The 22,623-nt window shown below is 69.0% G+C and carries 20 protein-coding genes; 16 read left to right on the top strand and 4 right to left on the bottom strand.

Going from position 1 to position 22,623, the window contains the following annotated elements:
- Positions 1-6 precede the first annotated feature (6 nt).
- From ABL840_RS22320 to fabG, 8 genes are read left to right on the top strand one after another with little or no spacing between them, the layout of a single operon-like run.
- Positions 7-1,728, top strand: a complete 1,722-nt coding sequence (locus tag ABL840_RS22320) for an AMP-binding protein (protein ID WP_093306866.1) — start codon at positions 7-9, stop codon at positions 1,726-1,728.
- Positions 1,728-2,741: an acyl-CoA synthetase gene (locus ABL840_RS22315; protein ID WP_093306865.1), complete on the top strand. Its 1,014-nt coding sequence runs from the start codon at positions 1,728-1,730 to the stop codon at positions 2,739-2,741. Before ABL840_RS22320 ends, ABL840_RS22315 begins: the two co-directional genes overlap by 1 nt.
- The gene (locus tag ABL840_RS22310) at positions 2,713-3,357 is read left to right on the top strand and encodes a LolA-related protein (RefSeq protein WP_418115981.1); all 645 of its coding nucleotides are present in this window, start codon (positions 2,713-2,715) and stop codon (positions 3,355-3,357) included. Before ABL840_RS22315 ends, ABL840_RS22310 begins: the two co-directional genes overlap by 29 nt.
- Positions 3,354-5,759 (top strand): MMPL family transporter, encoded by a 2,406-nt coding sequence (locus ABL840_RS22305; RefSeq protein WP_093194985.1) that lies wholly within the window; start codon positions 3,354-3,356, stop codon positions 5,757-5,759. The genes ABL840_RS22310 and ABL840_RS22305 overlap by 4 nt, the downstream gene beginning before the upstream one ends.
- Positions 5,760-5,779: 20 nt before the next feature.
- Entirely contained in the window at positions 5,780-6,601 is an 822-nt protein-coding gene (locus ABL840_RS22300; protein ID WP_093306863.1) for a polysaccharide deacetylase family protein, read from the top strand.
- Complete coding sequence (locus tag ABL840_RS22295; protein WP_093306862.1) at positions 6,598-7,368, top strand: class I SAM-dependent methyltransferase; 771 nt, start codon at positions 6,598-6,600, stop codon at positions 7,366-7,368. The genes ABL840_RS22300 and ABL840_RS22295 overlap by 4 nt, the downstream gene beginning before the upstream one ends.
- Positions 7,365-7,844 (top strand): hydroxymyristoyl-ACP dehydratase, encoded by a 480-nt coding sequence (locus ABL840_RS22290; RefSeq protein WP_093306861.1) that lies wholly within the window; start codon positions 7,365-7,367, stop codon positions 7,842-7,844. The genes ABL840_RS22295 and ABL840_RS22290 overlap by 4 nt, the downstream gene beginning before the upstream one ends.
- A complete protein-coding gene (gene fabG / locus ABL840_RS22285) occupies positions 7,841-8,572 on the top strand; it encodes a 3-oxoacyl-ACP reductase FabG (protein WP_093306860.1) in 732 nt (243 codons plus the stop codon). Before ABL840_RS22290 ends, fabG begins: the two co-directional genes overlap by 4 nt.
- 40 nt (positions 8,573-8,612) lie before the next feature.
- Here fabG and ABL840_RS22280 read toward each other — a convergent pair whose 3' ends face one another.
- The 3 genes from ABL840_RS22280 to ABL840_RS22270 form a co-directional block, all read right to left on the bottom strand.
- On the bottom strand, positions 8,613-9,326 hold the full coding sequence (locus tag ABL840_RS22280) for a DUF4339 domain-containing protein (protein ID WP_176947611.1): 714 nt from the start codon (positions 9,324-9,326) through the stop codon (positions 8,613-8,615).
- A gap of 79 nt (positions 9,327-9,405) precedes the next feature.
- Positions 9,406-10,098 carry a mobilization protein gene (locus tag ABL840_RS22275; protein WP_093306858.1) on the bottom strand — a complete coding sequence of 231 codons (693 nt, stop codon included), beginning with the start codon at positions 10,096-10,098 and terminating at the stop codon, positions 9,406-9,408.
- A 74-nt stretch (positions 10,099-10,172) separates the two neighbouring features.
- Positions 10,173-10,931: a hypothetical protein gene (locus tag ABL840_RS22270; RefSeq protein WP_093306857.1), complete on the bottom strand. Its 759-nt coding sequence runs from the start codon at positions 10,929-10,931 to the stop codon at positions 10,173-10,175.
- A gap of 114 nt (positions 10,932-11,045) precedes the next feature.
- Between ABL840_RS22270 and smc the strand changes: the two genes are divergently transcribed.
- The 5 genes from smc to def all read left to right on the top strand — a co-directional run bounded on the left by smc (position 11,046) and on the right by def (position 18,920).
- On the top strand, positions 11,046-14,561 hold the full coding sequence (gene smc / locus ABL840_RS22265; RefSeq protein WP_093306856.1) for a chromosome segregation protein SMC: 3,516 nt from the start codon (positions 11,046-11,048) through the stop codon (positions 14,559-14,561).
- A gap of 18 nt (positions 14,562-14,579) precedes the next feature.
- Positions 14,580-15,683 carry a cell division protein ZipA C-terminal FtsZ-binding domain-containing protein gene (locus ABL840_RS22260; RefSeq protein ID WP_093194994.1) on the top strand — a complete coding sequence of 368 codons (1,104 nt, stop codon included), beginning with the start codon at positions 14,580-14,582 and terminating at the stop codon, positions 15,681-15,683.
- A gap of 29 nt (positions 15,684-15,712) precedes the next feature.
- Positions 15,713-17,800, top strand: a complete 2,088-nt coding sequence (gene ligA / locus ABL840_RS22255) for an NAD-dependent DNA ligase LigA (RefSeq protein WP_093306855.1) — start codon at positions 15,713-15,715, stop codon at positions 17,798-17,800.
- Between the two features lie 130 nt (positions 17,801-17,930).
- The gene (locus ABL840_RS22250; RefSeq protein ID WP_093306854.1) at positions 17,931-18,335 is read left to right on the top strand and encodes a hypothetical protein; all 405 of its coding nucleotides are present in this window, start codon (positions 17,931-17,933) and stop codon (positions 18,333-18,335) included.
- 45 nt (positions 18,336-18,380) lie between these two features.
- Positions 18,381-18,920, top strand: a complete 540-nt coding sequence (gene def / locus ABL840_RS22245; protein WP_093056931.1) for a peptide deformylase — start codon at positions 18,381-18,383, stop codon at positions 18,918-18,920.
- Between the two features lie 6 nt (positions 18,921-18,926).
- On the opposite strand, the gene ABL840_RS22240 is transcribed toward def, so the two are convergent.
- Positions 18,927-19,322 (bottom strand): DoxX family protein, encoded by a 396-nt coding sequence (locus ABL840_RS22240; RefSeq protein WP_093194997.1) that lies wholly within the window; start codon positions 19,320-19,322, stop codon positions 18,927-18,929.
- A 179-nt stretch (positions 19,323-19,501) separates the two neighbouring features.
- On the opposite strand from ABL840_RS22240, the gene ABL840_RS22235 reads away from it, so the two are divergent.
- The 3 genes from ABL840_RS22235 to ABL840_RS22225 are packed head-to-tail and all read left to right on the top strand — an operon-like array spanning position 19,502 to position 22,577.
- Positions 19,502-20,536 (top strand): amino acid ABC transporter substrate-binding protein, encoded by a 1,035-nt coding sequence (locus tag ABL840_RS22235; protein WP_093306890.1) that lies wholly within the window; start codon positions 19,502-19,504, stop codon positions 20,534-20,536.
- Positions 20,533-21,522, top strand: coding sequence for an amino acid ABC transporter permease (locus ABL840_RS22230; protein ID WP_093306853.1), 990 nt, complete (start codon positions 20,533-20,535; stop codon positions 21,520-21,522). Before ABL840_RS22235 ends, ABL840_RS22230 begins: the two co-directional genes overlap by 4 nt.
- A complete protein-coding gene (locus tag ABL840_RS22225) occupies positions 21,519-22,577 on the top strand; it encodes an amino acid ABC transporter permease (protein WP_093194999.1) in 1,059 nt (352 codons plus the stop codon). Before ABL840_RS22230 ends, ABL840_RS22225 begins: the two co-directional genes overlap by 4 nt.
- Positions 22,578-22,623: the final 46 nt, after the last annotated feature.

The following is a 22,623-nucleotide window of genomic DNA, read 5'->3' as shown; positions in this document are numbered from 1 at the left end:
GCCCGCGTGACGACAGACGACATCCGCTTCCTCCCGCTGCTCGCGAACCGCGACCTCGACGCCCCTCTCGCATGGCGCGCCGGCGAGCCGGTGAGCACGCGCCAGTTCCTGGCCGACGTGGCCCGCTTCGCTCCCACGCTGCCGGCCGAGGGCGCCGCCGTCAATCTCTGCGTCGACCGCTATGCCTTCGCGGTGAGCCTCGGCGCGGCGCTGGTGCGCGGCCACGCCAGCATGCTGCCGCCCGATGCGCGACCCGATACGCTCGCGCGCCTGCTCGAATCCAGCGGTTCGCCTCTCTTCGCGCTGACCGACGATCCGAAGCTGCAGACCCCCGGCATGCAGCGCATCGCGGTCGACGGCCTCGCAGGCCCGGCGGGCCCGACGGAAGATCCGGCTGCGGCCGTGCCCGCCGTCGACGGCGCCATGCACGCGGCCAGCCTGCTGACCTCCGGCTCCACCGGCGTGCCGCAGCCACACGCCAAGACCTGGCGCACGCTGGTGGGCGACGTGGAAGTGGCCGTCAAGCGCCTGTGCCGTGTGCTGGAGCGCCCCACGCTCGAAGGCCTGACGCTGGTTGCCACGGTACCGGTGCAGCACAGCTACGGGCTCGAATCGTCGGTGCTGCTCGCAATGCTGGGCGGTGCGGCCTTCGAGAGCGGCCGGCCGTTCTTCCCGGCGGATGTCGCGAAGACGCTGGCCTCGGTGCCGCGCCCGCGCGCGCTGGTGACCACGCCGTTCCACCTCAAGACGCTGCTGCTCTCGGGCATCGAGCTGCCGCCGGTCGACCTGATTCTTTCGGCCACCGCGCCGCTGTCGCCACAGCTCGCGCAGCAGGCCGAGCAGGCTATGGGCGGCGTGCTGCTCGAGATCTACGGCAGCACCGAGTCGGGCCAGGTCGCCACGCGCCGCACCACCGACAACGAGATCTGGGAAACCTTCGGCGAAGTCTGCGTGCATGCCGAGCCCTCGGCCGACGGCGGCCCCGAGCGCTTCATCTTCAGCGGCGATTTCATTCCCGAGCCCACGCCGATGGCCGACGTGCTCGAGCTCTTGGACGAGCGGCGTTTCCGCCTTTTCGGCCGCGCCAACGACCTGATCCACGTGGCGGGCCGGCGCAGTTCGCTGGCGCACCTGAACTTTCATCTCAACAGCATTCCCGGCGTGGACGACGGTGCCTTCTGGCTGCCCGATGAGGTGGCCGACGGCGTCGTGCGGCCGGTGGCCTTCGTGGTTGCGCCGACGCTCTCGGCCGGCGAGATCATCGCGGCCCTGCGGCAGCGGCTCGAGGCCGTGTTCGTGCCGCGTCGCGTGGTGCAGGTGAAGGCCTTTCCGCGCGAAGGCACGGGCAAGCTCACCGTGCGGGCGCTGCGCGAATTTGCGCTGGCGCAGCTGGCGGAAGACGACACGCCGGTGCAGATGGCGCACGAGGTGCCTGCCGACCACCCGGCGTTTGCCGGCCACTTCCCGGGCCAGCCCCTGCTGCCGGGCGCGCTGGTGCTGGCCGAGGTGATGGAGGCCATTCGCCGCGTGCCGGCGCTGGCGGCGCGGCTGGGCGACCACCCCACGCTCGCTGCCGCCAAGTTCCTGGCGCCCGTGCGGCCCGGCGCGGTGCTTTCCATCGAGCTGAATCCGGAAGCCGGAGCAGCCCGCGGCGTGCGGTTCGACGTTCGCTGCGACGGCGTCGTGGCTGTCACCGGCCGCTGGACGGGCATGCAAGAGTCGGCGTGATGAAGCACACCGAAGTGGAGACGCGCGCCGTGAACGAAGCGGACCGCACCGCACAGGCCGCGCCGAAGGGCGAGAGCGGCGCCTGGGCGCATGCGCCCGAGCGCAGCAACATGCTCGCGCTGCGCTTCATCGTCATGATGGCGCTGGTGTGCGGGCGCCACGTCACGCGCCTGCTGCTGCCGCCGATCGCGCTGTATTTCCTGCTGTTCGCGCCGGCGCAGCGCCGGCACATCAAGCGCTATCTGTTCCGCGCCATCGGACCGCGCGCCGGCTGGGTCGACGGTTTCCGGCTGCTGCATGCCTTCGCGTCGACCGTGCTCGACCGCGTGTATTTCCTGCGCGGACGCATGGATCTCTTCAAGGTGAAGATCGAGGGCAACGAGCCGCTCGACGTCGAGCTGGCGAACGGGCGGGGCGCCTTCCTGCTCGGCGCCCACGTTGGCAGCTTCGAGGCGCTGGGTGCCTGCAAGCAGCAGACGCACCAGCGCCACATGCGCCTCGCGATGCTGATGTATCCGGACAACGCACGGCGCATCACGGGCATCCTCAATGCCATCGCGGTGCCCGGGCTGCGGCCCCATGTCATCGCGTTGGGCCGGCCGCACTCGATGCTCGAGCTGCGCGACTGGCTCGACAGCGGCGGCATGGGCGGCATGCTGGCCGACCGCACGCTGCCGGGCAGCGAGGACCAGCCCGCGCATCAGCGCGGCAACAACATCGTGCTGCCGTTCCTCGGACAGCCCGCCGTCTTCAACGACGGCCCCTTCCGCCTGGCCGCGCTGCTGCGCCGCAAGGTGTTCTTCATGGCAGGTCTCTACGGCGGAGGCGCGCGCTACGATGTCCGGTTCGATCCGCTGGCCGACTTCGGCGAGCGGGCCGCCAGCTCCGAGGAGCGCGAGCAGCGCATCCGGGCGGCTGTCGAAGCCTACGTGGCGCGCCTGGAGGCGATGTGCCGCGCGTACCCCTACAACTGGTTCAATTTCCATGATTTCTGGCTCGAAGATGCGGCTTGACCGGCTTTGCAGGGCATTCGTGCTCGCGCTGGCCTTCTGCGCCGTGCCGGCCTGGGCGGCGTTCGACCTGCCCGAGCTGATGACGCTGCTGGCCAAGCAGAAGAGCGGCGAGGCCCGCTTCACCGAACAACGCTTCGTGCACGGCCTCGAAGGCCCGCTCGACGCCAGCGGCACGCTGAGCTTCGACGCGCCCGACAAGCTGGTGCGCCGCACGCTTTCGCCGCGCATCGAGACCATGGCGGTCGAGGGCAACACGCTGACGCTGTCGCGCGGCGGCCGCAACCGCACGCTGGCGCTCGACAGCATGCCCGAGCTGCTCGGCCTGGTCGAAGCCATGCGCGGCACGCTGACGGGCGACGGCGCCACGCTGCAGCGCTATTTCCGCAGCACCGTGTCGGGCTCCGCCGCCAAGTGGACGCTCGACCTCACGCCGCTGGACAGCCGCCTCGCCGCGCAGGTGCGCAGCATGCGCATCAGCGGCCGGGCGGGCGACGTGCTGGGGCTCGAGATGGAGTTCGTCGGCGGCGACCGCTCGGTCATGAACATCACGCCGGGTGCAGCCGCACCCGCACCCGCACCCGCGCCGGCCGGCACGCCCGGACGCACCACGCCGTGACGCAACTGCAGCAGGCGGGCGGCCCGCCGGGCTGGCGGCGCAGGGCGGTCGTGCTGCTGGCGTGGCTGCTGGTGCTGCTGTGCGGCGTGGTGGTCATCGCGCGCACGCAGATCGGCGCCGACCTCTCTGCCTTCCTGCCCAAGAGCCCCGACGTGCGCCAGCGCGTGCTGATCGAGCAGCTGCAAAGCGGCGTCGCCTCGCGCACGCTGATGCTGGGCATCGAAGGCGGCAGCACGGAGCAACGGGCCGCCGTGTCGCGCGCGGTGGCAAAGGAAATGCGCCAGAGCAAGCTCTTCGAGCTGGTGCAGAACGGCGACGTCAGCGACTGGAGCGACAGCGGAACCTGGGTGTTCGAGCACCGCTACCAGCTCTCGCCCGGGGTGAATCCGGGGCATTTCACCGTCGAGGGCCTGCGCGACGCCATCAACGAAACCCTGTCGATGCTGGGCACGCCGGCCGGCAACGTGATCAAGCCTTTCCTCGACCGCGACCCCACCGGCGAAACCCAGCGCATCGCCATGGAGCTGGTGCCTGCCAGCTCGCCGCGCAGCGAGGATGGCGTGTGGATGTCGCGCACCGCGCCGCGCGCGCTGATGATCGCCACCACGCGCGCCGCCGGCAGCGACCTCGACGCGCAGGCCGTTGCCATCGCGCGCGTGCATGCCGCCTACGAGGCCGCTGTGCGCGACATGGGGGCGGAAGCGCCCAAGCTTCTGCTGAGCGGCCCGCCGGTGTTCTCGGTGATGAGCCGCGACAAGATCAAGACCGAGGCGATCCACCTCGCGGTGGTGGGCGGCATCGTCATGGGCGGTTTGCTGCTGCTGGCTTTCGCCTCGCCGCGCGCGCTGGTCATCGCCTTCCTGCCGGTGGCTACGGGCGTGGTGATCGGCACCGCGAGCGTGAGCCTGGTGTTCGGCTCGGTGCACGGGCTCACGCTGGGCTTCGGCAGCACGCTGATCGGGGAGACGGTGGACTACGCCATCTACTACCTCATTCAAGCGCGGCAGGTGGGGGCGGGCGCGGTGGCCGGCACCGGCTGGCAGCGCTGGCGCGACCTGAACTGGCCCACGGTGCGGCTCGGGCTGCTGACCTCGGTATGCGGCTTCGCGGCGCTGGTGTTCTCGGGCTTCCCGGGACTGGCGCAGCTGGGCGTCTTTTCCATCGCCGGCCTGGTCTCGGCCGCGCTGGCCACGCGCTACGTGCTGCCGGTGCTGGCTCCCGATGGCGCCACTGGCATGGGCATGCGCCGGTACATGGCGCAACTGGCGGGCGCGCTGGTGCGCGGCCTGCCGCGTCTGCGCTGGCCGCTGGCGGCGCTGGGCGTGGCCGCACTGGCGCTGGTGCTGTGGCAGGGCGGCCACCTGTGGCGTGCCGACCTCGGCGCGATGAGCCCGGTGCCCAAGGCCTCCCAGCAACTCGACGAAATGCTGCGCAACGACATCGGCGCGAGCGATGGCGGCGTGCTGGTGGTCGCCTATGGTGACGACGAGCAGGCCGCGCTGCGCCACACCGAGGCGGCAGCGGCGCGGCTGGACGCGCTGGTCGACAGCGGCGAACTGGTCGGCTACGAGACCGTCACGCGCGTGCTGCCGAGCTTGGAAGTGCAGGCGGCGCGCATCGCAGGCCTGCCCGATGCAGAAACCCTGCGCGCCAACCTGGCCGAGGCGACCAAGGGCCTGCCGCTGCCAGCTTCGCGACTCGGCCCGTTCCTGGCTGACGTCGAGGCCGCGCGCAAGCTGCCGCCGGTGCAGCGTGCCGAACTGGCCGACGGGCCGCTCGGCCCCATCCTGAACACGCTGATGTACGAGCGTCCCGGTGGCGGCTGGGGCACGCTGGTGGTGCTGCACCCCGGCGCGAAGTTCGACCAGGGCCGCCTCGAGGCGGCGCTGGCGGGGTTGCCCGAGGTGCAGGTGGTCGACGTCGGGCGAGAGCTCGCGAGCCTTTATCAGCGCTATCTGCACGAAGCCTTCGTGCAGGTGCTGCTCGGCGCGCTGGCCGTCGTGGTGCTGCTCGGCATCTACCTGCGCTCGTGGCGCCGGCTGCTGGCCGTGTGCCAGCCGCTGCTGTTCGCGGTGGTGCTCACGCTGGGCGGCATGGCCGTGCTGCAGGCGGCGCTCGGCATCCTGCACCTGGTGGGGCTGCTGTTGATCGTGGCGGTTGGGTCGAACTACGCGCTCTTCTTCGACCAGTTGCGCACCACCGGCAGGGCCGACGAGGACACGCTGGCGTCGCTGATGCTGGCCAACCTGACGACCGTGGTGTCCTTCGGGCTGATCGCGATTTCGGACATTCCGGCGCTGTCTTCCATCGGCCGGGTGGTCGCTCCGGGGGCGCTGCTGGCGCTGCTGCTGTCGGCGGCATTCGCGCGCAGCGTGGGGCCTTCGCGGCCCGCGCGCGGCTGATCGGGGGAAAATCCGGCCTCATGTCTTCCGCTCCCGCGCCCACCGAATCCTGGCCATGGCCGCCGGCCATCCGCGCCAGCGCCGCATGGCACGTTGCCGCCATCGGCGCGGGCTTGCTGGTGCCGGGCGCGTTGCCGTGGGCCGTTGGCGCGATCGTGCTGAACCATGCGCTGATCACCGGTGCCGGTCTCACGCCGCGCAGCAGCCTGCTGGGGCCCAACGTCACGCGGCTGCCCGAGGCCGCTGCCGCGCGTCGCGAAGTGGCGATCACCATCGACGACGGCCCGGAGCCCGAAGTCACGCCGCGCGTGCTCGACCTGCTCGACGCGCACGGCCAGCGCGCCACTTTCTTCTGCATCGCCGAGCGCGTCTTGGCCCAGCCCGCGCTGGCGCGCGAGATCGTCGCGCGTGGCCACAGCATCCAGAACCACACGGCGCGGCACCGGCACAACTTCTCCTTTCTCGGGCCGCGCGGTTTCGCCGCCGAGATCGCGCGGGCGCAGGACATCCTGAGCGACGTCACCGGCCAGCGCCCGACCTGTTTTCGCGCTCCGGCGGGGCTGCGCAACCCGTTCCTCGAGCCCGTGCTGCACCGCCTGGGCCTCTCGCTCGTGAGCTGGACGCGGCGCGGATTCGACACCCGCGAAGGCGACGCCGCCAAGGTGATGGCGCGCCTGAGCCGCAACCTGCAGGCGCGCGACATCCTGTTGCTGCACGACGGCAACGCCGCGCGCACCGCCGCGGGTCAACCTGTTTTGCTGGAGGTATTGCCCTTGTTGCTCGAACGTCTGCGCGCCGATGGATTGCGCTCCGTGACCTTGCCGGAAGGAATGAAGCCATGAGCGCGGTGATGTCGCCCTCGTCGTCGACCGAGACCGCATGGCGCGAGCTGCACGAGGCAGCCACCATCCCCTACAAGAAGGGCGGCAGCTTCGCCTGGCACTTCGCGCGCGGCAAGCTCGGGCGCGATCCGGTGTTCCGGGGGCTGCTCGAACGCGGCCTGATCGGCGCGCAGCATCGCCGCGTGGTCGACATCGGCTGCGGCCAGGGCCTCTTCGCCAGCCTGCTGGCCTCGATGAGCGCGATGCAGAAGCAGGGCCGCTGGCCGTCGTCGTGGCTCGCCACGCCCGAAGGCGCCGACTACACCGGCATCGAGCTCATGCCCAAGGACGTGGCGCGCGCGGAGGCTTCCATCGGCCACCTGCAGCCGGCTCCCAGGCTGGTCTGCGCCGACATGTGCACGGCCGCGTTGCCTGACTGCGATCTCGTCGTGATCCTCGACGTGCTGCACTACGTCGACCTCGAGGCGCAGGAAGGCGTGCTGCGGCGTGTGCGCGACGCACTGCGCAACGGCGGCAACCCGCAGGCGCGGCTGCTGCTGCGCGTGGGCGATGCCTCGAGCCGGCGCGGCTTCGCGATCAGCCAGTGGGTCGACCGCACGGTCACGCGCATCCGCGGCCACAAGGTCTCGCCGACCTGGGGCCGGCCACTGGCCGAATGGACGGCGCTGTTGCAGCGACTCGGCTTCCGAGTGCAGAGCATCCCGATGAGCGAGGGCACCCCCTTCGCCAACGTGCTGCTGGTGGCCGACCTGGAGCCGGCCGCTTGACCGCGCCGCAGACGCTCGACCGCGCGGGCATCGCCCGGCGCATCCCGCACAGCGGCAGCATGTGCCTGCTGGAGCGGCTCGAAGGCTGGGACGCCGACACCATCCGCTGCACCACCACCACCCATGCGCAGGCCGACAACCCGCTGCGCACCGAAAGCGGCCTGCTGGCGCCGAATGCCATCGAATACGCCGCGCAGGCGATGGCGCTGCACGGCGGCCTGCTGGCGGAAGAGGGCAGCGCTCCTTCGGCCGGTTTCCTCGCGAGCGCGCGCAACGTGAAGCTGGCGGTGGCGCGCCTGGACGACGTGCCCGGCGACATGCAAGTCGCGGCCCGGCGCCTGTCGGGCGACGACCGGCAGATCCTCTATGAATTCACGGTGAAGGCCGACGACGGCCGCATGCTGGCCGAAGGCCGTGCCGTGGTGGTCCTGAACACCCCGCTGGCAACAGCAGCAGAAAGCACGGCAACGCCATGAGTCTCGAAGGAAAACGCGCACTGATCACCGGCGCCAGCGGCGCGCTCGGCGCCGCCATGGCCGAACGCCTGGCGCGCGACGGCGCGACGGTGCTGCTGCATGCCAATTCGCGTCCCGAGGCGGTCGAGCAGCTGGCGGCGTCGATCACGGCCGCGGGCGGCAAGGCCGAATGCCATGTGTTCGACCTGTGCAGCGACGAGGCCGCCGCGGCGGCATGCGCGCGCATCCTCGAAGGCGGGCCGGTGCAGATCCTCGTCAACAACGCGGGCGTGCACGACGACGCCGTGCTGCCCGGCATGCGTGCCGAGCAGTGGCACAAGGTGATCGACGTGTCGCTCAACGGCTTCTTTCGCGTCACGCAGCCTCTGCTGCTGCCGATGATGCGCACGCGGTGGGGACGCGTCCTGAACATCTCGTCGGTGGCCGCGATCGCAGGCAACCGGGGGCAGGTCAACTACGCCGCGGCCAAGGGCGCATTGAACAGCGCGACCAAGGCGCTGTCGCTCGAAGTGGCCTCGCGAGGCGTGACGGTGAATGCGATCGCGCCGGGGATCATCTCGTCGCCCATGGCGGATGCAGTGTTCGACCCCGCTGTCATCAACCAGATGGTGCCGGTGAAGCGGGCCGGTACGCCGCAGGAGGTGGCCGCGCTGGCTTCGTTCCTCGCGAGCGAGGAAGCCGGCTACATCACGGGGCAGGTGATCTCGATCAACGGCGGGATGATCTGATCGGTTTTCGGGCGCGGTGCCGGATGGCACCCGAAGCTGGCTACTGCGGCTTGATCTCTCCGGTCTGCTTCCACTTGGCGATCCGCGTCATGTGGTATTGGAGGTAGAGCATGCTGAAGAAGAAGGTCATGACCCCGGAGAGCTTCAGCCCGATCGATTCGACATTGTTGTAGTGGTCGATCATCGAGCGCCTCATCGAGTAGTACCCGCAAAAGAAGAGCACGTACGACAGGACCTGAAGCAGGAGATCAAGCCCCGGGGCGTTCGAAAGGACCGAGGCGGCTTCCAGCACGCTCCCGACGATAGCCAGAGCCACGGAGCCGATCAGGTACAGGGTGGCATTGGATTGAGGGTCGATGCTGCGGCGCACCCACATGGACTGGAAGAACTGCCAGACAACGGCAAAGATGCCGAAGGTCAGTACCGTGAACAATAGGACCAGCGCCCAATGCAGTTTGGGTGGCAGATCCTGCTGCGGCACCACGGTCTGCTGTCCGTAGGAGGACGGCGGCGCGGCGTAGCCCGGCACGGGGGATACCTGTTGCGGCGGCAAGGGAGGCGGCGAGACCACGGGGGGCGCACCAGGCTGCGTCGCCCGCTCGCCGAACATCTGCAGGGCCGTCTGCCATTCGGCCATTCCGTTGCGCCAGACCAGGTCCGTCACGGCGATGTTGCCTCGGGCGTAGAGTGCCCTGGCCTCGCTCTCTTCGTAGGGGCCGAAGGCTTGGCCGTTTCGGTTGACGTGGATGTCCAAGGCGAATCTCCCTCTTTCTGTTTCTTGGGGACGTCGGGCCAGGTCGAGTGCGCCCAGCCTCGACCGACCGGATGAAGGCTCAAAGGGGCAGCGTATCGAAGGCCGCGTAGGCCGTAGCCAGCCACGACTTCACGCGTTGGCGCTCCAGCAGGCCCAGCGCATGCGGCCCGTCGCGGTCGTTCACGGCCTTCCAGAAGCTGGTGTTCTGCGCGTCGATCTTGCGCATGCTCGCGTCGTGCAGGCGGGGCAGGGCGATAACGCGGGCGCCGTTGGCCGTGGCCTTCGCGAGCGACTGCGAACCCAGCAGCATGCCGAAGTCGCTGCCGCGTCCGTAGTTCTGCACCACGATGTAGTTGGGCCGGTTGCCGAAGGTGTCGATCAGCGTGCCGAGCAGGTCGGTCGAGTCCTTGCCGTCGTCCAGCACGTGCCAGAAGTTGACGGTGACGCCGATCTCGGCGAACACGTCGAACAGGTCGGATTCCTTGATCCAGCGCGCCAGCGGCGCCAGCGTCTGCGCCGCGAGGTCGACGATCACGCTCTGCTGCGGATTGGTCTCGAAGCCATTGACGACCGTGTCCAGCCCTTCGAAGCTGTCGACCACCACCGGCGAGGCGAAGCCTTCGTAGAAGCGGGTGAACGAACTGTGCGAGCGGTCGGTGTCGAAGCCCGTGAAGGGCCGGCTGTGGTCGATGAAGTACTGCGCCAGCACGCGCGCGGTGACCGACTTGCCTACACCGCCTTTTTCGCCGCCGATGAAATTGATGGAGCTCATGAGTTGCTGCAGCCTCGAATGGGTTGAGGAGAGGGGGAGGGCGGGATCATTCTAGGGGGCCGTCTTGCGCAGGCTCACTTGGGAACCAGCGTGAAAAGCGGCATGACCACGCCCATCACCCAGTTCTGCCCGAAGTCGAGCGCCGCCCGGCGGTATTTCTCGTCGGCCTGGGCGGCCAGCAGGTCGAGCCGTGCCACCACCTTCGAGAGTTCGCGGTCGGCCACGAGGTTGCGGCCGCGGTCGCTGATCTCGGTGGCCAGCAGCAGCGGCTGGCCGTCGGGGCCGGTCTTGGAGGTGATGAGCCACAGCGAGATCTCGAAGTTGCGCGCGGCACGGTAGCTGTTCTCGGCGTTGACGCCGTCGAGCATGGTCTGGTCCCAGGTATCGCCGTTGGCCTGCTTGAGCATGGTGGCCCAGCCGTACACCAGCGCCGCCACCCGGTCGCCCTGGTAGCCCTGCGGGGTGCTGTCGAAGGCCATGCGGATGGCGTCGATGCCGCTCGCGCCTTTCAGCTCGGGCAGGGGCGGGCCCTTGAGCACCGCGTCCCAGGAACGCTGGATGGCTTCGTCCATGCTGGCCGCAGACTTTCGCCACTCGCGCGGGTTGCGCTTGTAGAGCGTGCTCTGCACGCGGCGCACCGACTGCAGGTTGTCCCGCAGCGACAGGTTGGCGATGCGGTTGGCGCCGGACTGCAGCCATTCCTGGTTGGTGTAGGGCTCGGCGCGCTGGGTGTCGCGCATCGACGAACAGCCTGCGGTGACCAGCAGGGCGGCCATGCCCGCCAGGAGGCAGGCCCATCGTGCGGCGAGGGGTGAAACCAGGGAATCGTGCATGCCCTGACGTTATCATCCACGGCTGGGGCGGCGGCCTGCTGCAAGCTGCGGGCCCGTGCAATTTTCCTTACAAATCAATACCTTGGCGGTACAGCCAAGGCAGGCCGACAAGTCGTGCGTCTTAATTCCATCAAGCTATCGGGCTTCAAGTCGTTCGCCGAACCCACCAACTTCATGCTGCCGGGCCAACTGGTGGGCGTTGTCGGGCCCAACGGTTGCGGCAAGTCGAACATCATGGATGCCGTGCGCTGGGTGCTCGGCGAGTCGCGCGCCTCGGAGCTTCGCGGCGAATCGATGCAGGACGTGATCTTCAACGGCACGACCACCCGCAAGCAGGCCAGCCGTTCGAGCGTTGAACTGGTGTTCGACAACGCCGACCACCGGGCCGGCGGCCAATGGAACCAGTTCGGCGAAATCGCGGTGCGCCGCGTGCTCACCCGCGACGGCACCAGCAGCTACTACATCAACAACCAGCCTGTGCGTCGCCGCGACGTGCAGGACGTGTTCCTGGGCACCGGCCTCGGCCCTCGCGCTTACGCCATCATCGGCCAGGGCACGATCAGCCGGATCATCGAATCCAAGCCCGAGGAACTGCGCCTCTTCCTCGAGGAGGCCGCGGGTGTTTCCAAGTACAAGGAACGCCGCCGCGAGACCGAGAACCGCCTGGGCGACACGCGCGAGAACCTCACGCGGGTCGAGGACATCCTTCGCGAACTCAACGCCAACCTCGAAAAGCTCGAGAAGCAGGCCGAGGTGGCCGCGCGCTACAACGCCCTGCAGGGCGACGCCACGAAGAAGCAGCACCAGCTGTGGTTCCTGAAGCGCGGCGAGAGCAACGCCGACCAGGCGAAGATCAAGGCCGATTCGGAGCGCGCCATCAACGACCTCGAATCGCGCACGGCCGACCTGCGCCACATCGAGGCCGAGCTCGAAACCGTGCGCCAGGCGCACTACGGAGCGGGCGACCAGGTCAACCAGGCACAGGGCAAGCTCTACGAGGCCAGCGCCGAAGTCGGCCGGCTCGAGGGCGAGATCCGCTTCGTGGTCGAAGGCCGCCAGCGTGTCGAGCAGCGCCTCGTCCAACTGCGCGAGCAGATGGGCCAATGGGGCCGCCGCCGCGAAGAGGCCGAAGCCGAGATCGAGACCCTGGCCGGCGCGGGCGTGGATGCGGAAGAGCAGGCCATCATGCTGGCCGCCCAGCTCGAGGAGCACGACGCGCGCATGCCCGATCTCGAGGAGGCGGTGCAGCGTGCGCAGGACGAGGCCAATGCCCAGCGCACGACCGTGTCGCAGGTGCAGCAGCAGATCCAGGTGCTGGCCGCTGACCAGCGCAACATCGAGGAACAGAGCCGCCAGCTCACCATGCGCAGCGAACGCCTGCGCGCCGACCAGAACGCCCTGGCCGCGCCCGACGAAGCCCGCCTGCTCGAGATGCAGGAGCAGCACGCGATGGCGCAGGAGGCCGCGAGCGAATCCGACGCGCGCCTGCAGGAGCTGCAGGAGGCCGTGCCCCAGCTCGACGACGACCGCCGCGCGAAGCAGCTGGCCGTCAACACCGAGGGTGCGCGTCATGCCGAGTTCTCGGCCCGCCTCGAAGCGCTGCGCGCGCTGCAGGAAAAGGTCAAGACCGACGGCAAGTTGGCTCCCTGGCTCGCCAAGCACGGCCTCGACGGCCTGCAGGGCCTGTGGAGCCGCATCCACATCGAGCAGGGCTGGGAAAACGCCCTCGAGGCCGCGCTGCGCGAGCGCCTGGGCGCGCTCGAAGTCAGCCGGCTGGAGATGGTGCGCGCCTTCGGCAACGATGCGCCGCCCGCCAAGCTGGCCTTCTACAGCCCGCCGGCCGCCGGCGCGCCCGAAGGCTCGGCCGCGCTGCCGCGCCTGTCGAGCCTGCTGCGGCTGAACGACGCGGGGCAGCAGGCTCTGCTGAACGACTGGCTGCACGGCTGCTACACCGCCACGAGCTTCGAGGAGGCGCTGGCCCAGCGCGGCTCGCTGCAGCCCGGCGAGGTCATCTACGTGCAGAGCGGCCATGCCGTGTCCGCGCACAGCGTCAACTTCTACGCGCCCGATTCCGAGCAGGCCGGCCTGCTGGCCCGCCAGCAGGAAATGGAAAACCTGGAGCGCCAACTGCGCGCCCAGACGCTCATCACCGAAGAAGCGCGCACCGCGCTGGTTCGTGCCGAAGCTGCCTATGCGGATGCGGCTTCGCGCCTCGTCACCGCCCGGCGCGAAGCCGCCGAGACCCAGTCGCGCGCGCACGAACTGCAGGTCGAGACCCTGCGCATGACGCAGCTCGCCGAGCAGACCCGTGCCCGCAGCCAGCAGCTGGCCGCCGACCTCGGCGAAGTCGACGCCCAGCTCGAGGAACTGCAGGAGAGGCGCATCGCCGCCGAAGGCCGCTTCGAGGAACTCGACATGCAGCTGGCCGACAGCCAGGAGCGCCACGCCGAACTCGACGAGCGCGTGATCGAGGCCGGTCGCGCGCTGGCCGCGAGCCGCGAGCAGCACCGCAGCCTCGAACGCCAGGCGCAGGAAGCGACTTTCTCGCAGCGCACGCTCGAAGCGCGCCGCGCCGAACTCAACCGCTCCATCGAAACCTCGGCCCAGCAGACCGTGGCGCTGACCGACGAAGACGAGCGCGCGCGCGCCGAGCTGAGCCGCCTGTCCGACGCTGCCGCGCAGGCCGGCCTGCAGGACGCGCTGTCGCTCAAGCTCGAGCGCGAGGCTGCGCTGGGCTCGGCCCGCAGCCAGTACGACGACCTCACGCTCAAGCTGCGCGCCAGCGACGAGCGCCGCCTGCAGCTCGAGCGCGAGCTCGACCCGCTGCGCCAGCGCATCACCGAATTCCAGCTCAAGGAGCAGGCCGCGCGCCTGGGTGTCGAGCAATACCAGCAGCTGCTGGACGATGCCGGCGCCGACCTCGAGGCCGTCGAGCAGTCGATCGAGAACGACAAGGTGAAGCTCACCGGGCTGCAGAGCGAAATCGACCGCCTCAACCGCGAGGTGGTCGCCCTCGGCGCGGTGAACCTTGCCGCGCTGGACGAACTCGCCATCGCGAGCGAGCGCAAGACCTTCCTCGACGCCCAGTCGGCCGACCTGAACGAAGCCATCGGCACGCTGGAAGATGCCATCCGCAAGATCGACGCCGAGACGCGCGACCTGCTCGGCGGCACCTTCAAGATCGTCAACGAGCACTTCAGCCGGATGTTCCCGGAGCTGTTCGGCGGCGGCAATGCCAAGCTCATGATGACCGGCGACGAGATCCTCGACTCCGGCGTGCAGGTGATGGCGCAGCCCCCGGGCAAGAAGAACCAGACCATCCACCTGCTGTCGGGCGGCGAGAAGGCGCTCACGGCCATCGCGCTCGTGTTCGCCATCTTCCAGCTGAACCCGGCGCCTTTCTGTTTGCTCGACGAAGTTGACGCGCCGCTGGACGACGCCAACACCGAGCGCTATGCCAAACTCGTCTCCGCCATGAGCCGCGAAACCCAGTTCCTCTTCATCAGCCACAACAAGATCGCCATGGAAATGGCCGAACAGCTGATCGGCGTGACGATGCAGGAGCAGGGCGTGTCGCGCATCGTGGCGGTCGACATGGAGTCGGCGGTCTCGATGGTCGAAGCCGCATAAGCCGGGCGGCAACGATCCATGAGCAATCTCACACTCGCCCTGGCAATCTTCGGCGGTCTCGTTCTTGCGGCCGTCGTCGGCTACGAGGCCATGATGTCGCGCCGCAATGCACCGCGGCAACCCGACGCGGTCGACGTTGCGCTCGACGAAGCCGAACGCGCATTGGCCGCGGGCGGCGACGACGTGGAGCCGGTGCTCCATGCCGATCCGAACAAGGTGCAGGGCTCCGACCGGCACGAGCCGCTCTTCGACCCCGACCTCCCGGCGCCCAGCGGCGTGCCCGTGCCCACGGCCGAGCGCCGCGGCGGGCTGGATCCGCTGATCGACGTGATCGCGCCAATCTCGCTCGACGGCCTGGCCTCGGGCGACGCCGCCATCGCTGCCATGCCCTCGACGCGCCGTGCCGGCAGCAAGCCGGTGGCCATCGAGGGCCTGAACGAACACACGGGCCAGTGGGAGTCTCCCGTGCCGGGGCAGCGCTACAGCGCTTTCCAGGTCGGCGTGCAGCTGGCCAACCGCACGGGTGCGCTCAACGAGATCGAGTACTCCGAGTTCGTGGTCAAGGCCCAGGCCTTTGCCGACGCGGTCAACGGTGCTCCCGAATTCCCCGAGATGCTCGACGAAGTGGCCCGCGCCCGCGAACTCGACCAGTTCGCCAGCGCGCACGATGCGCAGCTGAGCTTCGTGCTGCGCGCGCTGCATGCGGCCTGGAGCCCGGGCTACGTGCAGCAGAACGCCGCGCGGCTCGGCTTCGTGGCCGGCATCATCCCGGGGCGCATGGTCCTGCCGACCAGCGAAGCCGGCCTGCCGCCGGTGCTCGGGCTGGCCTTCGACACGCAGGCCGCACTGGCCGACGATCCGGCCCAGTCGGCCATCCGCGAACTAAGCCTGAGCCTGGATGTGCCGCAGGTCGATCGCGCGGAGGAGCCCTTCCGCCGCATGCGCGAAGCCGCGGCCACGCTGGCGCGCGAGATGGACGGCGTGGTCACCGACAGCGACGGCCAGCTGCTGCGCGACGGGACGATGGACGCCATCGGCGCCGACCTCGAACAGCTCTACGACACGCTCGACGGGCGCGACCTTGCCGCGGGCTCCCCGCTGGCTCGGCGGCTCTTCAGCTGACAACTCCGATTCTTCTTCGGGAGACACCCATGACGACGCGCGACGAAGCCGCACGCGAAGCCGCCGCACTGAGCGAACAGCTCCACAGGCACGCCCATCTCTACTACGTGCTCGACACGCCCGAGCTGCCGGACGCCGAGTACGACAAGCTGTTCCAGCGCCTGCAGGCCATCGAGAACGAGTTTCCCGAGCTGCGCACTGCCGACTCGCCCACGCAGCGCGTGGGCGGCAAGGTGCTCGACGGCTTCGTCAAGGTGCGCCACAAGGTGCCGATGCTGTCGATCCGCACCGAGACCGACATCACGCCCGGCGGTGCGAGCGCCTTCGATGCGCGCGTGCGCCGGGAGCTCGGCCTGGCTGAGGACGGACCGCAGGTCAGCTACGTCTGCGAGCTGAAGTTCGACGGCCTGGCCATGAACCTGCGCTACGAGAACGGCGTGCTCGTGCAGGCTGCCACGCGCGGCGACGGCGAAGTGGGCGAGGAAGTCACACAGAACATCCGCACGGTGCGCGAGATTCCGTTGAGGCTCAACGGCAAGGCGCCGCCCGTGGTCGAGGTGCGCGGCGAGGTCTACATGAAGCGCGCCGATTTCGACGCGCTCAACGAGCGCCAGCGCCAGAAGATCGCGGACGGGCAGAAGAACGAGAAGGTGTTCGTCAATCCGCGCAACGCGGCGGCCGGCGCGGTGCGCCAGCTAGATCCGGCGATTGCAGCGGCGCGGCCGCTGAGCTTCTTTGCCTACGGGCTGGGCGAGGTCACGCCGATGGCCGAGGGCGGGCCCGACTGGCCCACGCAGTTCGACTGGCTGCAGCAGTTCCACGAATGGGGATTTCCGGTGGCCACGCAGACGGCCCGGGCGACCGGCGCTATCGAACTCATAGCATTTCACGAGAACATCGGCCGCCAGCGCGATGCCTTGCCCTACGACATCGACGGCGTGGTCTACAAGGTCGACAGCATCGAGCTGCAACGGCAGCTGGGCTTCGTCTCGCGCGAGCCGCGCTGGGCCGTGGCGCACAAGTACCCGGCGCAGGAGCAGCTGACCGAGGTGGTCGGCATCGAGATCCAGGTCGGCCGCACCGGCAAACTCACGCCCGTGGCCAAGCTGGCGCCGGTGTTTGTCGGCGGCGTGACGGTGACCAACGCCACGCTGCACAACGAGGATGAGGCGCGCCGCAAGGACGTTCGCGTTGGCGACACGGTGATCGTGCGCCGCGCGGGGGACGTGATTCCCGAGGTGGTCGGCGTGGCGCCGGACAGCCTGGCAAAGCCCGAGGACCAACGAGGCGAGATCTTCACCATGCCGCATAAGTGCCCCGTGTGCGGCTCTGAGGCCGTGCGGGAGGAAGGTGAAGTCGACTACCGCTGCACCGGCGGCCTGTTCTGCGCGGCGCAGCGCAAGGAGGCCATCCTCCACTTCGCGGCACGACGCGCCGTGGATGTCGACGGCCTTGGCGACAAGCTGGTCGAGCAGCTCGTCGACTCGAACCTGATCCGCACCTTGCCCGATCTGTACAAGCTGGGCTTCACCACGCTGGCGGGGCTGGATCGCATGGCGGAGAAGTCGGCGAAGAACCTCGTCGACGCGCTGGAAGCCTCGAAGAAGACCACGCTGCCGCGCTTCCTGTTCGGCCTGGGTATCCGTCACGTGGGCGAGAGCACCGCGAAAGACCTGGCCAAGCACTTCGGCAAGCTGGACTCGATCATGGACGCGACCGAGGAGCAGCTGCTCGAGGTGAACGACGTCGGCCCGGTGGTGGCTCAGAGCCTGCGCACCTTCTTCGACCAGCCGCACAACCGCGAGGTGGTCGAGCAACTGCGCGCCTGCGGCCTGACCTGGGAAGAGGGCGAGCCGGCGGCCAGGGCACCGAAGCCGCTGGCGGGCCTGACCTTCGTCATCACCGGTACCCTTCCTACGCTGAGCCGCGATGAAGCGAAGGATAAATTGGAGGCGGCCGGCGCGAAGGTATCCGGCTCGGTCAGCAAGAAGACCCATTACCTCGTGGCCGGCGAAGAGGCCGGGAGCAAGCTCGACAAGGCGCGGGAAAACGGCGTCGAGATCATCGACGAGGCGCGTATGCTGGAGATCCTCGCCAACGGCGTTCCGGCGGCCTGAACGGGGCGCAGTCGGCAAAAGCGGCAGCCGGGCCTCTTTACCGGCCGTTACGCGACTTCATCGGAGCGCAGTCAACAGGGTCTAAAACCTGGCGTTGAAAGCTAACTGAAGGCCACAAGGAGAGTCCCTCATGAAAAAAATTCGAGTTCTCGGTGCCTGTGCGGCAGTAGGCGGCGTCGTGCTGCTGAGCGGCTGCGTGGGCGTACCTGCCGATCCCTACTATGGCGGGGGCTATTCGTCGGGGCCTTACTACAGCGAGCCGGCGCCGGTGGTCGTGCCCGCGCCGGTCTACATCAACGGTGGCGGTTACTACGAGCGGCGTCCGCGCTACTACGACAGGCCCTACTACGACCGTCCGGCTTATCCAACCCGCCCGCCGGTCTGGGGTGGCGGTGGCCGGCCGGTAGCTCCGCCGGTGGTGGTGCCGTCCCGTCCGCCCATCGCGGGTGGCGGCCCTGGCTCCATCCCGGCACCGCCGCGGGGCAATGCCCGACTGTGGACTTCGCCCGACTCCAAGACGCAGACCCCTCCCTGATTCCCTTCGGGAGTGGAGCCTTGAGGCCATCGCGATAATCCCGCCATGGCCATCCGCGAAATCCTGAAAATGGGCGACCCACGGCTGCTGCGCATCGCGCAGCCGGTCGCCGCCTTCGACACCGACGAACTGCACCTGCTGGTGCGCGACATGTTCGAGACCATGCATGCGGTCAATGGCGCCGGCCTTGCCGCGCCGCAGATCGGCGTCGACCAGCAACTGGTGATCTTCGGCACCGATGTCGTGAACCCCCGCTATCCAGACGCGCCGCCGGTGCCGCGCACCGTGCTGCTGAACCCCGTCATCACGCCGCTGAACGACGAGGAAGAGGAGGGGTGGGAAGGCTGCCTGTCGGTGCCGGGCCTGCGTGGCGTGGTGCCGCGCTTCGCCAACATCCGCTATACCGGCTTCGATCCGTATGGCGACCCGATCGACCGGGTCGCCACCGGCTTCCATGCACGCGTGGTGCAGCATGAGGTCGACCATCTCCTGGGCAAGCTCTACCCGATGAGAGTGCGCGATTTCTCGCGCTTCGGCTACACCGAGGTCCTGTTCCCGGGCCTCGATGCGGCCGACGACGACTGAGCCCGGTCAGTTGTACTTGCTGCTGAGCGAGAAGCGGCCGCCGCCCATGAAGGCGAGGCCCAGCGCCGCGAACAGGAACATGCCCTGCAGTTCCAGCGCCCAGCCGCCTTGCTTGCCGAGAGCGCCCAGTTCCTTCGTGTGGACCAGGGCGATGGCCACCAGCATGTTGATGGCCACGATCCACGCGGCAGGGCGCGTGTACAGCCCGATGATCAGCAGCACGGGCGCCACCACTTCCCCGATGTAGACCAGGTAGGCCAGCGCTCCCGGCAGCCCATGCTGGGCCAGCATGCCCGAGATGAAGCCGACGCCGCCTTGCAGCTTGGCGATGCCATGCAGCAGGATCAGCACGCCAAGCGAAACGCGCAGGATGAACTTGCCGGTGTCGTCGGATTTGACCATTGTGTGGATTCCCATTGAGTGGTTATTGAGGGCCGTATGGTAGTGAACCCGGGGCGCATCGATCCAGCCTGTACGCGCATATCGCGGCGCATATGCATCCAACCCGGAGTTCTTTGGCAGAGTCAGGCGTCGGCCCGTACACTGCCTTTTGCTTACCGTTGTTGAGGAGAACACCAATGATGAACAAAACCTTCCGGCCGGCGTTGCTCGCGGGCGCCTGCCTCGCCGCCCTGGCCTTTGCCGCCCCAGCCTTCGCCGGCAAGACCCTCGATGCGGTCAAGCAGCGCGGCACCGTCAAGTGCGGCGTGACCAACGGCGTGGCCGGCTTTTCGGCACCCGATACGCAGGGCAACTGGTCCGGCCTCGACGTCGACACCTGCCGCGCCATCGCGGCGGCCGTGCTCGGCGACGGCAAGAAGGTCGACTTCGTTCCGCTCAATTCGCAGCAGCGCTTCTCGGCCCTGCAGGCCGGCGAGATCGACATCCTCGCGCGCAACACGACCTGGACGCTCACGCGCGATGCCTCGCTGGGCTTCAACTTCACCACCATCACCTACTACGACGGCCAGGGCTTCCTGGTGCCCAAGAAGCTCAAGGTGACGAGCGCCAAGCAGCTCAAGAACGCCACCATCTGCACGCAGTCGGGCACCACCAACGAGAAGAACGTGTCGGACTACTTCCGCGCCCAGGGCATTCCCGTGAAGACGGTGGTGTTCGAGAGCTTCGAGGCCTCGTTCAAGGCCTTCTTCTCGGGTCGCTGCCAGGCCTTCACGACCGACGCCTCGGCGCTGGCCGGCCTGCGCAACAAGGAAGCCTCGAACCCCGACGACTACATCATCCTGCCCGAGCTGATTTCCAAGGAGCCGCTGGCGCCCCTGGTGCGCCGCGGCGACGACGAGTGGTTCGCCATTGCCAAGTGGGTGCCCAACGCGCTCATCGAGGCCGAGGAGTTCGGTGTCACGCAGGCCAACGCCGACGAGCTCAAGGCCGGCAGCAGGGACCCGGCGCAGCAGCGCCTGCTCGGTACCGGTGAAGACCTCGGCAAGCTGCTGGGCCTCGACAAGGACTGGTCGTTCCGCGCCATCAAGGCCGTGGGCAACTACGGCGAGATCTTCGAGCGCAACGTCGGGCCGAAGTCGGTGCTCAAGCTGCCGCGCGGCTCCAACAACCTCTGGAGCAAGGGCGGCCTGATCTACGCACCCCCGGTTCGATGAACGGCAGGACCTCGCGCCGCGGGGTCTGGCTGGCATGGGCCGTCCAGGCCCTGCTGGTGCTGGCTGTCGTGGCCGGCGCGGTCTGGGTGGTGCACCACGCGCTCGAGGGGCTGCGCGCGCGCGGCGTCCGCTCGGGTTTCGACTTTCTCACCGAGCCCGCCGGCTTCTCGATCAGCGAAGGCTGGCTCGATTTCGACGCCAGCCAGCCGTTCTGGCGAGCCTTTCTCGCGGGGCTGATCAACACGGTGCGCGCGGCGGTGCCGGCTGCCATCTTCTCGGTGGTGCTGGGCACGCTGATCGGCATCGGCCGGCTCGCGCCGCACGTGCTGCTGCGCGGCATCTGCACCGCGTACGTCGAGCTGGTACGCAACGTGCCGCTGCTGGTGCAACTGCTGATGCTGGCCTTCGCGATGGCCAACCTGCTGCCCGACCCGACCGAGCCGGTGCGGCTGCTTCCGGGCGTGTGGCTCAGCAAGGGCGGGCTCAGCGTGCCGTGGCCCATGATGGGCGAGGGCGGCCTGCACTTCGAGCTTCCCGAGCGCGGTGACTTCGGCGTGAGCGGCGGCGCTTCGCTGAGCCCGGAGTACGTGGCCATCGTGGCGGGCCTGAGCCTCTACTCGGCCGCCTTCGTGGCGGAGATCGTGCGCGCGGGCATCCTGTCGGTGCCGCAGGGACAGGTGCTGGCGGGGCAGGCGCTGGGCCTGTCGCCGGTGCAGCAGTTGCGCATCGTCGTGCTGCCGCAGGCGCTGCGGGTGATCGTGCCGTCGCTCACCAACCAGCTGCTGAGCCTTACCAAGAATTCGTCGCTGGCGGTGGCCGTGGGCTATCCGGAGCTGGTGTCGGTGGCCAACACCACCATCGGGACGAACGGGCGCGCCTTCGAGTGCATCGCGATCATCATGGCGGTCTACCTGCTGCTGTCGCTGGTGATCTCCTTCGGCATGAACCACTACAACGCGCGCGTCGCATTGCGGGGCTGGCGATGAGGGGCGCGGTGCGAGGGCAGCCTGTTGAATGGCGCCGCGAACTTTGGGGCTCCCCGCTGCGTTCGCTGGCCACGGTGCTGCTGCTGGTGCTGTTCGTGTGGATCGGGTTCCACGTCGTCGAGTGGGGCATCGTGCACGCGGTGTTCCGACCCGATGCCGAGGCCTGCAGGGCCGTCCAGCATGGCGCGTGCTGGGGCGTGGTGGCGGAGAAATGGCGGCCGATGCTCTTCGGACGCTTCCCGTACGAGGAACAGTGGCGTCCGGCCGTCGCGGTCGTGGTGCTGTCCGCCGTCACGATGCTCAGCGCCTGGCCGCGCAGCTGGCGCTGGTGGCTGGTGCCGCTGTGGATCGTCGCTCTGCTGCTTTTCGTGCTGCTGATGCGTGGAGGCGTCCTGGGCCTGAGCCATGTGCCCACGGGGCGCTGGGGCGGCCTGCCGTTGACCATCGGGCTCGCTGTGGTGGGGCTGGCTCTGGCCTTTCCGCTGGCCCTGCTGCTGGCGCTGGGGCGCCGGTCGGACTGGCCCGTGGTGCGCACGCTGAGCGCGAGCTACATCGAGCTGGTGCGCGGCGTGCCGCTGATCTCGGTGCTGTTCATGGCCTCGTTCCTGCTGCCGCTGCTGTGGCCTGCCGGCTGGCAGCCCGACGTGCTGGTGCGGGTGCTCGCGGGCCTGGCGCTGTTCGTGGCGGCCTACCTTGCGGAAATCATCCGCGGTGGCCTGCAGGCCGTGCCGCGCGGCCAGACCGAAGTGGCCATGGCGCTGGGCTTCGGGCGCTGGCCGGTGCAGCGCGACATCGTGCTGCCGCAGGCGCTGCGCCTCGTCGTGCCCGCGCTCACGAACAACGTGGTGGGCACGCTGAAGGACACCTCGCTGGTCACGGTGGTCGGCCTGTTCGAGCTGACCGGCGCGCTGGGACTGGCTCTGGGCGGCGACCCGACGTGGCGGCCGTTCTACCTCGAGGGCTATCTCTTCGTGGCCGCGGTGTACTGGGTGCTGTGCTTCGGGCTCTCGCGCTACAGCGTGTGGCTCGAAAAACGGCTTTCGGCGGCGCCCTGAGCCGGTCGCTGCCCGGCTCCTGTACACTCCGGGCCTTCATGTCGCG

It is taken from the genome of Variovorax sp. NFACC27 (genome assembly GCF_048301545.1).
GTDB lineage: Bacteria > Pseudomonadota > Gammaproteobacteria > Burkholderiales > Burkholderiaceae_C > Variovorax > Variovorax gossypii.
Note: the sequence above shows the minus strand (reverse complement) of the source record. Positions and strands in the feature narration are given on the sequence as shown.

Excerpts from the sequence above, each read along its gene's own strand:
- ABL840_RS22225 (WP_093194999.1), top strand. The coding sequence starts at position 21,519 with ATGAGGGGCGCGGTGCGAGGGCAGCCTGTTGAATGGCGCCGCGAACTT.
- ABL840_RS22315 (WP_093306865.1), top strand. The coding sequence starts at position 1,728 with ATGAAGCACACCGAAGTGGAGACGCGCGCCGTGAACGAAGCGGACCGC.
- ligA (WP_093306855.1), top strand. The coding sequence starts at position 15,713 with ATGACGACGCGCGACGAAGCCGCACGCGAAGCCGCCGCACTGAGCGAA.
- ABL840_RS22235 (WP_093306890.1), top strand. The coding sequence starts at position 19,502 with ATGAACAAAACCTTCCGGCCGGCGTTGCTCGCGGGCGCCTGCCTCGCC.
- def (WP_093056931.1), top strand. The coding sequence starts at position 18,381 with ATGGCCATCCGCGAAATCCTGAAAATGGGCGACCCACGGCTGCTGCGC.
- ABL840_RS22275 (WP_093306858.1), bottom strand. The coding sequence starts at position 10,098 with ATGAGCTCCATCAATTTCATCGGCGGCGAAAAAGGCGGTGTAGGCAAG.
- fabG (WP_093306860.1), top strand. The coding sequence starts at position 7,841 with ATGAGTCTCGAAGGAAAACGCGCACTGATCACCGGCGCCAGCGGCGCG.
- ABL840_RS22295 (WP_093306862.1), top strand. The coding sequence starts at position 6,598 with ATGAGCGCGGTGATGTCGCCCTCGTCGTCGACCGAGACCGCATGGCGC.
- ABL840_RS22230 (WP_093306853.1), top strand. The coding sequence starts at position 20,533 with ATGAACGGCAGGACCTCGCGCCGCGGGGTCTGGCTGGCATGGGCCGTC.
- ABL840_RS22260 (WP_093194994.1), top strand. The coding sequence starts at position 14,580 with ATGAGCAATCTCACACTCGCCCTGGCAATCTTCGGCGGTCTCGTTCTT.
- ABL840_RS22310 (WP_418115981.1), top strand. The coding sequence starts at position 2,713 with ATGATTTCTGGCTCGAAGATGCGGCTTGACCGGCTTTGCAGGGCATTC.
- ABL840_RS22300 (WP_093306863.1), top strand. The coding sequence starts at position 5,780 with ATGTCTTCCGCTCCCGCGCCCACCGAATCCTGGCCATGGCCGCCGGCC.
- ABL840_RS22240 (WP_093194997.1), bottom strand. The coding sequence starts at position 19,322 with ATGGTCAAATCCGACGACACCGGCAAGTTCATCCTGCGCGTTTCGCTT.
- ABL840_RS22270 (WP_093306857.1), bottom strand. The coding sequence starts at position 10,931 with ATGCACGATTCCCTGGTTTCACCCCTCGCCGCACGATGGGCCTGCCTC.
- ABL840_RS22250 (WP_093306854.1), top strand. The coding sequence starts at position 17,931 with ATGAAAAAAATTCGAGTTCTCGGTGCCTGTGCGGCAGTAGGCGGCGTC.